General features: G+C 74.7%; 1 protein-coding gene. It reads right to left on the bottom strand.

Annotated elements, in window-relative coordinates:
- Positions 1–184 precede the first annotated feature (184 nt).
- Positions 185–15,268 (bottom strand): type I polyketide synthase, encoded by a 15,084-nt coding sequence (locus CP983_RS44625; protein WP_280116552.1) that lies wholly within the window; start codon positions 15,266–15,268, stop codon positions 185–187.
- Positions 15,269–15,303: the final 35 nt, after the last annotated feature.

The raw sequence follows: 15,303 nt of genomic DNA on the forward strand, positions 1-15,303 counted from the left end.
ACAGGATGGTCATGCCGCACCGCCTCCGATGGTCCAAACACTCAGCGAGACTGTTGTGGAAGGTAGGTCGGGGGGCTCTCGGTTTTCCTTAGACCTGTGGGCCGCCGCCCGGTGCCTTCCAGGGCATGGCGCGTCCGCGCACGGCACCTGTCGTGCCGTGCGCGGACGTGCGTGCGGGTGCGGGTCAGAGCCCTTCGGACTCCAGGGCCCGCAGCCACTCCTCCATCAGCCGGGCGGTCTCGTGGGACTGCTCGGCGACGAGGGTCTGGTGGGTGGCGTCGATCATGCGGGTGGTGTGGGCCGGTACGGGCGGGGCCTGGTCGCCGCGGTCGACCGCGGGCATGGACGTGGTGCAGCGGATCAGCAGGCTGGGCACGCCGGTCTTGTAGCGTTCCGCGCCGCCGGTGGTCATCCGCAGGAACCACTGGGCCATCGCGGACAGCCGGGCGCTGTCGAGCTTCACCGCGGGCTTGTCCATGTCGGCGAGGTAGTTCTCGTGGAAGAGGTCCCAGTCGACGCCCTCCCCCGCCTTGTACTCGAGGCTGAGCGTGTCGAGCATGATCACGCCCTCGGGGCGGATGCCCCAGGTCTCCTCCAGTACGCCCGCCGCGCGGTAGGCGAACGTGCCGCCCATGGAGTAGCCGACGAGCACGAACGGCTCGCCCTCGCTGGCCAGCAGGGCGCTCTCGGCGATGAGGCGGACCGCGGCCTCGCTGTCGGCGGGCAGCGCCTCGCCCTCGGCGAAGCCGAGCAGCGGCAGCGCGCTGACGTGCCGGCTGCCGCGGAACGGGGCGGCCAGCCGGGCGTACTGGTGCACACCACCGGTGGCGCCGGGCGCGCTGACGCAGATCAGCCGGGGTCGCGCGGGTCCTTCGGCCAGGGCGACCGGCTGCGGCAGTTCCGGTACCTCGGCGGTGAGTTCGACCTGCGGCCGGGTCGCCGCGACCGCCATCAGCAGCCTCATGGCCTCCAGGGTCTTGCCGTTCCTGACGGTGTCGAAGAACAGGTTGACCACCGAGTCCGGTGCGCTGTCGCGGGTGTTCGCGGTGAGCGTGCCGGGGCCGGCCGCAGCCCGGTTGCCGAGGGCGGCCAGCTGGCCCTGGAGCCATTCGGCGAGCCGGGCGGGGGTGCGGTGGTCGAAGACGGCCGATGTCGGCACCCGCAGCCCGAGCGCCTCGCCGAGCTGGTTGCGCAGTTCCAGGGCGATGAGCGAGTCGAAGCCCAGGGTGAGGAACTCACGGTTCGGGTCCAGGGGGCCGTCCTCGCGCCGGCCGAGCAGTACCGCCGAGGTCTCCACGATGAGGTCGGTGAGCGCCTTGTGCTGCTCGGCGGCGTCCAGCTCGGCGAGCCGGTCGCGGAGTGTGGCGAAGGACCGGGTGGCGGTGGCGGCGGTGCGCCGGGCTCCGCCGAGCAGGCCGCGCAGCAGGGGCGGTACGTCGCCGCCGGCGCGTGTCCGGTCGATCCGCAGCGGCACGAGGTGGGCCTCGTCGCGGCTGAGCGCGGCGTCGAACAGTGCCAGCCCGAACTCCAGGCCGAGCGGCGGGGTCCCGGAGCGTTCCATGCGCTGCACGTCGGTCTCGGTCAGCTGCGCGGTCATGCCGGTACGGCGGGCCCAGAACCCCCAGGACAGCGAGGTGGCGGGCAGTCCCTGTGCGCGGCGGTGGCCGGCGAGGGCGTCGAGGTAGGCGTTGGCGGCGGAGTAGCCGGCCTGTGCCTGGCTGCCGAGGACGCCGGAGACCGAGGAGTACAGGACGAACGCGGCGAGGTCCGACTCCCTTGTGGCCCGGTGCAGATGCCAGGCGCCGTCGGCCTTGGGGCGCAGCACGGCGGACACCCGCTCGGCGGTGAGCGACGGCAGCACGCCGTCGTCGAGGGCGCCCGCGGTGTGCACGACGGCCGTCAGCGGGTGTTCCGCGGGCACCGCGGCGACCAGCGCGTCGACGGCGTCGGCGTCGGAGACGTCGCAGGCCGCCACGGTCACCGAGGCGCCGGCGTCGGTGAGTTCGGCGCGCAGCGCGTCGGCGCCGGGCGCGGCCTCGCCGCCGCGGGACGCCAGCAGCAGGTGCCGTATGCCGTGCCGGGTGACCAGGTGCCGGGCGAGTTCGCCGCCGAGGCCGCCGGTGCCGCCGGTGATGAGGACGGTGCCGTCCGGGTTCCAGCCGGCGATTCCTCCAGTGCCGTCCGCGCTCCCGTCGGCGGCACCGCCGGTGCTCTCGGCCGGCGGCCCGGCGGTGACCCTGGCGAGCCTGGGCACGCTCGGGCGGCCGTCGCGGACCGCCCACTGCTCCTCCTCGGCCACGAGCACGGCGGGCAGGGCCGTGGCGGAGGTCTCCGCCTCGTCGAGGTCGACCAGGACGAAGCGGCCCGGGTTCTCCGACTGGGCGGAGCGCACGAGTCCCCAGACGGCGGCCGCGGCCGGGTCGGTCACCGCACCGCCGTCGGGGGCGACGGCGCCACGGGTGACGAGGAGGAGCCGCGAGCGGTCGAGGCGTTCGTCGGCGAGCCAGTGCTGAAGCAGCGTCAGGGTCCGGGTGACGGTGTCGTGCGCGGCGTCGGCGTCCCGGCCGCCGGTGACGGAGACGAGGAAGCCGTGCGGGACGGGGCCGTTGTCGCCGTCCTCACCGATGGCTGCGGCGAAGGTCTCGGCGTAGGCGACCACGCTCTCCCCCGCCAGCGCCAGGGCCTGGCCGAGGCCGTGGGCGTCGTCGCCGACGACGGCCCAGCGGGCGCCCGCGGGTGCGGACAGGTCGGCCGGCGCGGGTTCCCAGGTGAGGTGCAGCAGGGCGTCGCGCGGGTCGTCGACAGGGGTGGCCGTGGGCCGGTCGGTGCCGGCGCGCAGGGTGAGGGTGCCGACGGTGACGACGGGGTCGCCCTCGACGTCGGTCGCGGCGATGGTGAGGGAGTCGGGGCCGGTGCGGGTGATGCGGGCGCGGAGCACGGTGGCGCCGGAGGCGTGCAGGGTGACGTCCTGCCAGCCGAACGGCAGCATCCGCTCGTGGTTCTCCTCGCCCGCGTGGACACCGGCGTGCAGTACGGCGTCCAGGAGCGCCGGGTGCAGTCCGAGGCCCTGGGTGCTGCCGACCGGTTCGGGCAGGACGACCTCGGCGTAGGCGTCGTCGTCGAGCCGCCACACGCCGCGCAGTCCCTGGAAGGCGGGCCCGTAGTCGAGTCCGGCGCGGGAGTAGCGCTGGTAGATGTCGGTGACGTCGACCTCGGTGGCGCCGGCGGGCGGCCACTCGGTGGTGTCGAGCGGGGCCGGGGCGGCGGGGTCCTGGGAGAGGGCTCCGGTGGCGTGCAGCTGCCAGGGAGTGTCGCCGCGGGCGGGCCGGGAGTGGAACCGTATGCCGCGCCGGCCCTCCTCGTCGGCCGCGTCGACCCGGACCTGCACCTGCACGGCGCCGCGTTCGGGCAGGACGAGCGGGGCGGCGACGGTGAGTTCGTCGACCCTTGCGCAGCCCGCGGCGTCTCCGGCCCGGACGGCGAGTTCGAGGAATCCGGTGCCGGGGAAGAACACGGCTCCGGACACGCGGTGTTGACCGAGCCAGGGCTGCGCGGACAGGGACAGGGTGCCGGTGAGGACGAGGTCGCCGGAGTCGGCGACGGTGACGGCGGCGCCGAGCAGCGGATGCCCGGTCGGGTCGAGGCCGGCACCCGAAACGTCGGTGGTCATCGCGGCGGCGGTGGGCCAGTACCGCTGCCGCTGGAAGGCGTACGTGGGCAGATCGACGGCCCTGGAACGGCCGCCGATCGCTGCCGTCCAGTCCACGGGCACGCCGCGGACGAAGGCTTCGGCGAGGGAGGTGAGCACACGGTCCGTGCCGTCCTCGCCGCGCCGCAGTGTGCCGACGGCGACGGCGTCGATGCCGGCCGCCTCCGCGCACGACTGGACGGCGCCGGTCAGCACGGGGTGCGGCCCGCACTCCACGAACCGGGTGCAGCCCTGGTCGAGCAGCGCGTGGACGGCGTCCGCGAACCGCACGGTCTGCCGCAGGTTGCGGTACCAGTACTCGGCGTCCGTCGCGGCGGTGTCGAGGCGTTCGCCGGTGACCGTGGACAGCAGCGGGATCCGCGGGGCGCGCGGGGTCAGCGGCGCGAGGTCGGTGAGCAGGTCGGCGTGCAGGTCCGCGACATGGGCGGAGTGGGAGGCGTAGTCGACGGCGATGCGGCGGACGCGGACGCCGTCGTCGGTGAGCCGGCCGAAGAACTCGTCGAGGGAGGCCGCGTCGCCGCTGACGACGACGGCGTCGGGCGCGTTGACCGCGGCGAGGGACAGCCGCCCGTCCCAGGGGGCGATGAGGGGTTCGACGTCGGCGGCGGGCAGCGGGACCGCGATCATGCCGCCGCGTCCGGCGAGGCGGCGGGCGATGGCCCGGCTGCGCAGGGCCACGACGCGGGCGCCGTCGGTCAGGGACAGCGCCCCGGCGACGACGGCCGCGGCGATCTCGCCCTGGGAGTGTCCGACCACCGCGTCCGGGACGACACCGTGGGCCTCCCAGACCGCGGCCAGCGAGACCATGACGGCCCAGGTGGCCGGCTGGACGACGTCGACGCGCTCCAGCGCTGGGGCGTCCTCGGTGCCGCGCAGGACGTCGAGGAGGGACCAGTCGGTGAACTCGGCGAGCGCGGCGGCGCATTCGGCGATGCGCGCGGCGAACACCGGGGACTCCTCCAGCAGCCGGGCACCCATGCCGGCCCACTGGGCGCCCTGCCCGGGGAAGACGAGCACGGTACGGCCCTCGCCGTCGCCGCTTCCGCGTACGACTCCGGCGGCCACCGCGTCGCCCGCGGCGAGCGTGTCGAGTCCGGCGAGGAGGGCGTCGCGGCCGGTGCCGACGACGACCGCGCGGTGCTCGAAGACGGCCCGGTCGCCGGCGAGGGCGTGGGCCACGTCAGCGAGGTCCGCGGCGGGGTCGTGGCCGATGCCTTCCGCGAGTGAGGCGGCCTGGCCGCGCAGTGCGGCGGGGGTACGGGCGGACAGCACCCACGGCAACGCACGTCCGGCCGACGCCGGGGCACCGGTGTCGTCGTCCGTCCGTGACGGGAGGGGGTCCGCGGCCTGTTCGAGGACGACGTGCGCGTTGGTGCCGCTGATGCCGAACGAGGACACGCCCGCCCGGCGGGGCCGCCCCGTGTCCGGCCACGGGGTGGCGCGGTCGAGCAGCGTCACCGGGCCCGAGGACCAGTCGACGTGCGACGACGGCGTCTCGACGTGCAGTGTGGGCGGCAGGGTGCCGTGGCGCAGGGCCATGACGGTCTTGATGACGCCGGCGACTCCGGCGGCGGCCTGGGTGTGCCCGATGTTGGACTTCACCGAGCCCAGCAGCAGGGGCCGGGCACGCTCGGGCGCCCCGAACACCGCCATCAGGGCCTCTGCCTCTATGGGGTCGCCGAGTGTCGTGCCGGTGCCGTGCGCCTCCACGGCGTCGATGTCCGCGGGCGTGAGTCCGGCGGCGCCGAGGGCTTGGCGGATGACGCGCTGCTGGGAGGGCCCGTTGGGGGCGCTGAGCCCGTTGGAAGCGCCGTCCTGGTTGACGGCGGAGCCGCGGACCACGGCGAGGATCCGGTGCCCGTGCCGTTCGGCGTCGGACAGCCGCTCCACCACGAGCACTCCGACGCCCTCGGACCAGCCGGTGCCGTCGGCCGCGTCGGAGAACGCCCTGCAGCGGCCGTCCCCGGAGAGGCCGCCCATCGCGGTGAAACCGGAGAAGCTGGAGGAGCTGGTCATCACGGTGACACCGCCGGCGAGGGCGAGTTCGCACTCGCCGCCGCGCAGCGCCTGGGCGGCCAGGTGCAGGGAGACCAGGGAGGAGGAGCAGGCCGTGTCGACGGTGGCCGCGGGTCCCTCCAGACCGAAGACGTAGGCGATGCGGCCGGAGATGACGCTGGCGGCGAGGCCGGTGCCGAGGTGGGTCTCCAGGTTCTCGGCGCAGCGGGAGACGAGTTCGGCGTAGTCCTGCCCGTTGGTGCCGACGAAGACGCCGGTGCGGCTGCCGCGCAGGGTGTGCGGGTCGATGCCGGCCCGCTCGAAGGCCTCCCAGGTCGTCTCCAGCAGGACGCGCTGCTGGGGGTCCATCGCCAGGGCCTCGCGCGGGCTGATGCCGAAGAACTCCGGGTCGAAGTCGGCGACGTCGCCGAGGAATCCGCCCTCGGCGGTGGCGCTGTGCCCGCGGCCCGCCCCGGTGAGGACGTCGAGGTCCCAGCCCCGGTCGGTGGGGAACGGACCGATGGCGTCCCGGCCGCCCGCGACCAGCTCCCACAGGTCCTCCGGGGACCGGACGTCGCCGGGGAAGCGGCAGGCCATGCCGACGATCGCGAGGGGTTCGTCGGGGGCGGCGGCCCGTCCGGCGGGCACGGGAGCGGGCGCGGCGGCCGGCTCGCCGAGCAGCGTGTCGAGGAGATGCTCGGCGAGGGTGCGGGGCCGCGGGTGGTCGAAGAGCAGTCCGGCGGGCAGCGGCAGGCCGGTGACCCGGGCCAGCCGGGTGCGCAGCTCCATCGAGGTGAGCGAGTCGAAGCCGAGGTCCTGGAAGGGCTTGTCGGGGCGGATCGCGGCGGGGCCGGGGTGCGCGAGCACGGCCGCGGCCTGGGTGCGCACCAGGTCGAGCAGCAGCGGCAGCCGCTCGCCGGGAGTCGTGGCGTGCACCTTCTCCCGCAGGGCGCGGCGGGCGTCCTCACCGGCGGAGCGTGAGGTGCGGGCCGTGCGCAGCGCCTCCCGGCCGGCGGGCAGCGCGGCCAGGGCGGGCGACGGGCGGAGGCTGAACAGCGCCTGGAGGAACGGCGGATGCCGGAGCCCGGCGACCACCGTGACGGGGTGGGGTTCGGGGACGAGTTCGGCGAGCGCGGTGAGCGCCGCGACCGGGTCCAGCAGCGCGGCGCCGGCGGACCGCTCCGGGTCCTGGACTCCGGCGGCCATGCCTGCCCCGGCCCAGGCACCCCAGGCGACGGACGTGGCGGGCAGACCTTCGGCCCTACGGCGCTGCGCGAGGGCGTCCAGCACCGTGTTCGCCGCGGCGTAGTTGCCCTGCCCCGGGTTGCCGACCGCACCGGCCACCGACGAGAACAGCACGAACGCCGACAGGTCGTGCTCGCGGGTCAACTCGTCCAGCAGCAGCGCGGAATTGACCTTGGCGCGGAAGACGTCGGTGAACCTGTCGGGGGTCAGCCCGTCCAGCACGGCGTCGTCGAGGACACCGGCGGCGTGGACGACGGCGGTCAGCGGTACGTCGGCCGGGATCGCGTCCAGCGCGGCCGACAGCTCCGCGCGGTCGGCGGTGTCGCACGCGGCGATGGTCACACGCACCCCGAGCTGGGCCTCCAACTCCTGCGCACCGGGCGCCTGTCGGCCACGCCGGCTGAGCAGCAGCAGATGCCCGGCACCGTGCTCGGCCGCCCACCGGGCCACATGCCCGCCCAACGCACCCGTACCGCCCGTGATGAGCACGGTCCCCGACGGCTCCCACACCGGAGCCTCCTCCGCACCCGGCGCCTGCACGAAACGCCGACCGAGGACACCGGCACCGCGCACGGCGACCTCGTCCTCGTCACCCGGAGTGGCGAGGAAGGAGGCGAACCGGCTCAGCGCGGCGTCGTCCAAGAGGCCCGGCAGGTCGATCAACCCGCCCCACCGGTCCGGGTACTCCAGAGCGGCGACCCGCCCGAGCCCCCACAAGGCGGCCTGCGACGGATCGACGGACCCCGCACCGGAACCGGCGGTGGTGACGGCGCCCCTGGTCACCGACCACACCGGCGCGTTCAGACCGGCGTCGTCGAGTGCCTGGAGGAGCAGGGCCGTCGCGGGCAGGCCGGCGGGCACGTCGCCGGAGAGCGTGCTGGTGTCGGCGGCCAGCAGGGAGACGACTCGGGTGACGGAGCCAGCCGTCGCGAACTGCTGCAACTGTGCGGCGAGTGCGTCGCGCCCGGTGCCGTCCACGACGAGCAGCGCGGTGTCCGGGCCGAGCGCGTCGGCGACGGCGCGTGCCCAGGCGGCCGGGTCTGCGGGCAGCACCGCGAGCCAGGTGCCTTCGCGGCGACCGGCCGCCGTGGCGGTCAGCGGCTGCCAGGTCTCGCGGTGACGCCAGGAGTCGACGGTCGTACGCACCCGGCTGCGGCTCCGCCACGAGGACAGCGCCGGGACGATCGCGTCGAGGGCGTCGGGGGCGACGTCGAGGCGCCCGGCGAGGGCGGCGACGTCGGCGCGCTCCACGGCGGCCCAGAACTCGGCGTCCGCGCCGGAGCCCCGCGGTACCGGTTCGGCGGCCTCGGGCCAGTAACGGGCCCGCTGGAAGGCGTACGTGGGCAGGTCGACGCGGCGCGCGCCGGTGCCGGTGAAGAAGTCGGGCCAGTCCACGGGAACGCCGGTGGCGTGGAGCCTGGCCAGCGCGGTCACGGCGGCCGTCTCCTCGTCCTGGTCCCGGCGCAGCAATGGCACGGCCTCGACGACGTCCGCCACGCTCTCCCCGACCTGCGGGATGAGAACGGCGTCGGGACCGATCTCCAGGAAGTGCCGCACACCCGCGTCCCCGAGCGCCCGCAGCCCGTCTCCGAACCGCACGGTCTCCCGCACGTGACGCACCCAGTGCTCGGCGGAACGCCCGTCACCATCTGCCAGGTTGGAGACCAGACGCAGGGTGGGCTCACCGAAGGTCAGCCCGGCGAGGGCGGCACGGAAGTCGTCGAGCATCGGGTCCATCAGCGGCGAGTGGAAGGCATGGCTGACCGACAGCCGCGTGTGCCGCCGCTCCCCCAGCGCCGCCAACACCCGCTCCACGCCCTCCTCGGCACCCGAAAGCACCACGGCACAAGGCCCGTTGACCGCAGCCAACGCCACCTCACCGCCCAGATGCGGGAGCACTTCCTCCTCGGTCGCCTCCACGGCGACCATCGCGCCGCCCTCCGGCAACGCCTCCATCAACCGCGCCCGCGCCGACACCACCACACACGCATCCGCCAGCGACAGCACCCCGGCGACGTGTGCGGCCGTGATCTCACCGACCGAGTGACCGGCAACGTACTTGGGCACGACGCCCAGCGACTCGACCAACCGGTACAGCGCCACCTCGACCGCGAACAAGGCGGGCTGAGCCACACCCGTACGCTCCAACACCCCCGGGTCCGCACCCCACATCGCCTCCCGCACCCCAGGCGGCAACTGCCCCAACACCTCATCAAGGGCTCGCGCGAACACCGGGAACCGGCCGTACAGCTCCCGCCCCATCCCCAGCCGTTGACCACCCTGACCGGAGAACAGGACGGCGATCGGGCCGGGCTCGGCGACCGCCCTCGCGGCCTCGGTGAGTCCGTCGGGGGTGGCGAGCAGGACGGCCCGGTGGGGGAAGGTGGAGCGGCCGACGGCCAGGGAGTGGCCGACGTCCGCGGGGGCGTGGTCGCCCGCGTGGGCGCGGATCCGGTCGAGCTGGGCGTCCAGCGCAGCCTCGCTGATGGCGGTCACGGGCCAGGGCACCGCGTGCGGGGTGACGGCGACCGTCTCCTCCGCCTCGGCCCGCGGGGCCTGTTCCAGCAGGACGTGGGCGTTGGTGCCGCTGATGCCGAAGGAGGACACCCCCATGCGGCGCGGGCGGCCGGTGTCGGGCCAGTCGGTGTTGGCGGTGGCGATCTCGACAGCACCCACGGACCAGTCGACGTGGGAAGAGGGCACGTCCGCGTGCAGCGTGCGCGGGACGACGGCGTGACGCAGGGCCATGACGGCCTTGATGAGTCCGGCGGCGCCGGCCGCGGCCTGCGTGTGGCCGATGTTGGACTTCACCGAGCCCAGCAGCAGCGGCCGTTCACGGTCCTGGCCGTAGGTCGCCAGCAGGGCCTGCGCCTCGATCGGGTCACCGAGGCGGGTGCCGGTGCCGTGCGCCTCGACCGCGTCCACCTCGGCCGGCTTCAACCCCGCCGACGCCAAAGCCTGCCGGATCACCCGCTGCTGCGACGGACCGTTCGGCGCCGTGAGCCCGTTCGACGCACCGTCCTGATTGATCGCCGAGCCGCGCACGGTGGCCAGGACGGGATGTCCGTGGCGGACGGCGTCCGAGAGTCGTTCGAGTACGACCATGCCGACGCCCTCGGACCAGCCGGTGCCGTCGGCGTCGTCGCCGAAGGCCTTGCAGCGGCCGTCCTCGGCGAGGCCGCCGTGGTGGCGGAAGCCCATGAAGGCGGCGGAGGTGGTCATGACGGTGACGCCGCCGGCGAGGGCGAGGGAGCACTCGCCGCTGCGCAGCGCCTGCGCCGCGAGGTGCAGCGACACCAGCGCCGACGAGCACGCCGTGTCCACGGTGACCGCCGGGCCCTCCAGGCCGAAGACGTAGGCGAGCCGGCCGGAGATGACGCTGGCCGACAGCATGACGCCGCGGCCTTCCATGTCCTTGGCGCGGGCGATGAGGTGGTGGTAGTCGACGCCGTTGCTGCCGACGAAGACGCCGGTGCGGCTGCCGCGCAGGCTCTGCGGGTCGATGCCGGACCGCTCGAACGCCTCCCAGCCCGTCTCCAGCAGGACCCGCTGCTGCGGGTCCATGGCGACGGCCTCTCGCGGGCTGATGCCGAAGAACTCGGGGTCGAAGTCGGCGGCGTCGTGCAGGAAGCCGCCCTGGCCCCGGATCTCCCAGCCGCGGTCGGTGGGGAAGGCGGAGATGGCGTCGCCGCCGGAGGCGACCAGGTCCCACAACTGCTCGGGGGTCTGCACTCCGCCGGGGAAACGGCACGCCATGCCGACCACGACGACCGGGTCCTCGGTGGTGTCGGCGGGCTCCGCGGCGAGCAGCGGGCCGTCCGACTCGTCCTCGCTGCCGAGGAGTTCGGCGACGAGGTGCTCGGCGAGGGTCCGGGGCCGGGTGAAGTCGAAGAGGAGGCTCGCGGGCAGGGCGAGGCCCGTGGAGCGGGCGAGCTGGTTGCGCAGTTCCATCGACGTCAGCGAGTCGAAGCCGATGTCGTGGAAGGCGCGTTCGGCGTCCACGGCCTCCGGTCCCGCGTGGCCGAGGACGCCCGCGGCGTGGGCGCGGACCAGTTCGAGGAGCAGCGGGACGCGCTCGTCCTCGGGGGCGGCGTACACCTTGCGGCGCAGCACGGAGGCGGCGGAGCGGGTGTCGTCGCGGAGTCTGCGGGCCGCGGTGCGGGCCTCCGCCGCGGTGGGCAGGGCGCTGAGGGCGGCGCAGGGGCGGATGCTGAACAGCATTCGCAGGGTGTCCTGCTGCTGGAGGTCGGCGACGACGGTCACGGGCGCCGCGTCGACGGCGAGTTCGGCGAGCACGCCGAGGGCGAGCCCGGGTTCCAGGGCGGTGGTGCCGGTTTCGCGCAGCGCGTCGGTCAGCGCGGCGGCCATGCCTCCGCCGTCCCAGGCGCCCCAGGCGACGGACGTGGCGGGCAGGCCCTCGGCCCGGCGCCGCTGGGCCAGAGCGTCCAGCACCGTGTTCGCGGCGGCGTAGTTGCCCTGCCCCGGATTGCCGACCGCACCGGCCACCGACGAGAACAGCACGAAGGCCGACAGGTCGTGCTCACGGGTGAGTTCGTCCAGCAGCAGCGCGGGATTGACCTTGGCGCGGAACACGGCGCCGAAGCGCTGCGGGGTGAGGCCGTTGAGTACGGCGTCGTCGAGGACACCGGCGGCATGGACGACGGCGGTCAGCGGTACGTCGGCGGGGATCGCGTCCAGCGCGGCCGACAGCTCCGCGCGGTTGGCGGTGTCGCACGCGGCGATGGTCACGCGCGCGCCGAGCCCGGTCAGCTCGGCCTCCAACTCCTCGACGCCGGGCGCCTGTCGGCCACGTCGGCTGAGCAGCAGCAGATGCCCGGCACCGTGCTCGGCGGCCCACCGGGCCACATGCCCGCCCAACGCACCCGTACCACCGGTGATCAGCACGGTCCCGGACGGCTCCCACACCGGAGCCTCCTGCGCACCCGGCGCCGGCACGAGCCGGCGTCCGAAGACTCCGGTGCCCCGGACGGCGACCTCGTCCTCCTCGCCCCCGCCGGCCAGGTGAGTGGTGAACCGGCGCAGTGCGGCGGCGTCCGGCTGCCCCGGCAGGTCGATCAACCCGCCCCACCGGTCCGGGTACTCCAGAGCGGCGACCCGCCCGAGCCCCCAGAGCGCGGCTTGCAGCGGCCGCACGGTCTCGTCGGGCGAGGCGGCGACCGCGCCGCGGGTGGCGGCCCAGATCCGGGTGCGGATCCCGGCGTCGTCCATGGCCTGGAGCAGTACGGCGGTGTCGACCAGGCCGACCGGGACGCTGGTCCAGCGGGTGGCGTCGGTGCCGGCGAGCAGGGAGAGCACGCCGGTGAAGCGGGTTCCGTCGGCGGTGAGCCGGGACAGTTCCTCGGCGAGTTCACCGCGCGCGGGCCGCTTGCCGACCCGGACGGACACGGTGCCGGGTCCGAGCGCGCCGGTCACGGCGTCGAGCCAGGCGCTGTCCGTGTCGGGTCCGTCGGCGGGCAGCACGACCAGCCAGGTCCCGGACGGTCCGGCGGCGGGTGCCATGGGCAGCGGCTGCCACGTCTCGCGGAAGCGCAACGCGTCGGCCAGCGACCGGGCCCGCCGTCTGCTGCGCCAGGCGGACAGCGCGGGGATCACCCCGCCGAGCGCCTCGGTGCCGATGTCCAGCCGGTTGGCGAGCGCCGCGAGGTCCTCGCGCTCCACGGCGGCCCAGAAGTCGGCGTCCGCACCGTCACCGGACGCGGCCAGGGCCACCGCGTCGGCGGGTTCGGGCCAGTAGTGCTCGTGCTGGAAGGGGTAGGTGGGCAGGTCGACGGTGCGGGCGCCGGTCCCGGCGTAGAGCGCCGGCCAGTCCACGGGTACGCCATCGGCGTGGAGCCTGGCCAGTGCGGTCACGGCGGCCGTCTCCTCGTCACGGTCCCGCCGCAGCAGCGGTACGGCGTTCTCCACCAGGGGTGTGAGGACGGCGTCGGGGCCGATCTCCAGGAAGTGCCGCACACCCGCGTCCGCGAGCGCACCGACACCGTCGGCGAACCGCACGGTCTCCCGGGCGTGCCGCACCCAGTGGTCGGGCGAGGCGAGGTCGGCCGGGCGGATCGGCGCGCCGGTGACGGTGGAGACGACATCGACGTGCGCCTCGTGGGCCGTGAGCCCGGCGAGGGCGGCACGGAAGTCGTCGAGCATCGGATCCATGAGCGGCGAATGGAAGGCGTGGCTGACGGACAGCCGCGTGTGCCGCCGCTCCCCCAGCGCCGCCAACACCCGCTCGACGCCTTCCTCGGCGCCCGAAAGCACCACGGCACGGGGCCCGTTGACCGCAGCCAACGCCACGTCACCGCCCAGATGCGGCAGTACTTCCTCCTCGGTCGCCTCCACGGCGACCATCGCGCCGCCCTCCGGCAACGCCTCCATCAACCGCGCCCGCGCCGACACCACCACACACGCATCCGCCAGCGACAACACACCCGAGACATGCGCGGCCGCGATCTCACCCACCGAGTGACCGGCGACGTAGTCGGGAGTGACGCCGAGGGATTCCACGAGGCGATAGAGGGCCACCTCGACCGCGAACAAGGCGGGCTGAGCCACACCCGTACGCTCCAACACCCCCGGGTCCGCACCCCACATCGCCTCCCGCACCCCAGGCGGCAACTGCCCCAACACCTCGTCAAGGGCTCGCGCGAACACCGGGAACCGGCCGTACAACTCGCGCCCCATGCCCAGCCGTTGAGCACCCTGACCGGAGAACAGGAGGGCGAGCGGACCCTCCTGGGCCTCGCCCCGGGCCACCTCGGCCGGCGCTCCCCCGGCGGCGACCAGCACCGCGCGGTGTTCGAAGGCCGAGCGGGCGGTGGCGAGTGAGTGGCCGACGTCCAGCGCCGGGTGGTGCTCCGCCCGGGTGCGGATCCGGTCGAGTTGTTCGTCCAGTGCGGCCTCGGTGCGGGCGGCGACCGGCCAGGCGACGGCGCCGGGGGTGACGGTGGCCTGCTCCGGGTCGGTGGTGGCGGCAGGGGTGTGCTGTTCCACGATGACGTGGGCGTTGGTGCCGCTGATGCCGAAGGATGAGACGCCGACGCGGCGCGGCCGGCCGGTGTCGGGCCAGTCGGTGGTGGAGGTGAGGAGTTCGACGGCGCCCTCGGCCCAGTCGACGTGGCCGGAGGGGCGGGCGACGTGAAGGGTGGGCGGCAGTGCGGTGTGGTGCAGGGCCATGACGGCCTTGATGAGTCCGGCGGCGCCGGCCGCGGCCTGGGTGTGGCCGATGTTGGACTTCACCGAGCCGAGCAGCAGGGGCCGTTCACGGTCCTGGCCGTACGTGGCGAGCAGGGCCTGTGCCTCGATCGGGTCACCGAGGCGGGTGCCGGTGCCGTGCGCCTCGACCGCGTCCACCTCAGCCGGCTGCAACCCCGCCGACGCCAAAGCCTGCCGGATCACCCGCTGCTGCGACGGACCGTTCGGCGCCGTAAGCCCGTTCGACGCACCGTCCTGGTTGACCGCGGAGCCCTTCACCACGGCCAGGATGCGGCGGCCGTTGCGTATCGCGTCCGACAGCTTCTCCAGTACGACGACGCCGATGCCCTCCGACCAGGTGGTGCCGTCGGCGTCGTCGGAGAACGCCTTGCAGCGGCCGTCGGACGCGAGGCCGCCCTGCACGTCGAAGCCGGCGAAGGCTGCCGGGGTCGTCATCACGGTGACGCCGCCGGCCAGGGCGAGGGAGCACTCGCCGCTGCGCAGCGCCTGCGCCGCCAGGTGCAGCGACACCAGCGCCGACGAGCACGCCGTGTCCACGGTGACCGCCGGGCCGACGAGGCCGAGCACGTAGGCGACGCGGCCGGAGATCACGCTGGCGGCGAGGCCGGTGCCGGCGTGTCCGGACAGGTCCTCCTTCGCGGTGTGGACGAGGCGGACGTAGTCCTGGCCGTTGGTGCCGACGAAGACGCCGGTCTGGCTGCCGCGCAGGCTCTGCGGGTCGATGCCGGACCGCTCGAACGCCTCCCAGCCCGTCTCCAGCAGCAGCCGCTGCTGCGGGTCCATCGCGAGGGCCTCGCGCGGGCTGATGCCGAAGAAGCCCGCGTCGAAGCCGCCGGCGTCGTCCAGGAAGCCGCCGCGGCCCTGGAGGTCCCAGCCGCGGTCCGCGGGGAACGGGGTGATGGCGTCGGTGCCGGAGGCGACCAGCTCCCACAGTTGCTCGGGGGTCTGCACTCCGCCGGGGAAACGGCAGGCCATGCCGACCACGGCGACCGGCTCGTGGCGGCCCGACTCGGCCTCGTCGAGACGCCGCCGGGTCTCGTGCAGGTCAGCGGTGACGTACCTGAGGTACTCGACGAGTTTTGCTTCGTCCGGCATGGTCGATGCCCTTTCCTCGGTGGGAGACCGGTGGG

Source organism: Streptomyces chartreusis (genome assembly GCF_008704715.1).
GTDB lineage: Bacteria > Actinomycetota > Actinomycetes > Streptomycetales > Streptomycetaceae > Streptomyces > Streptomyces chartreusis.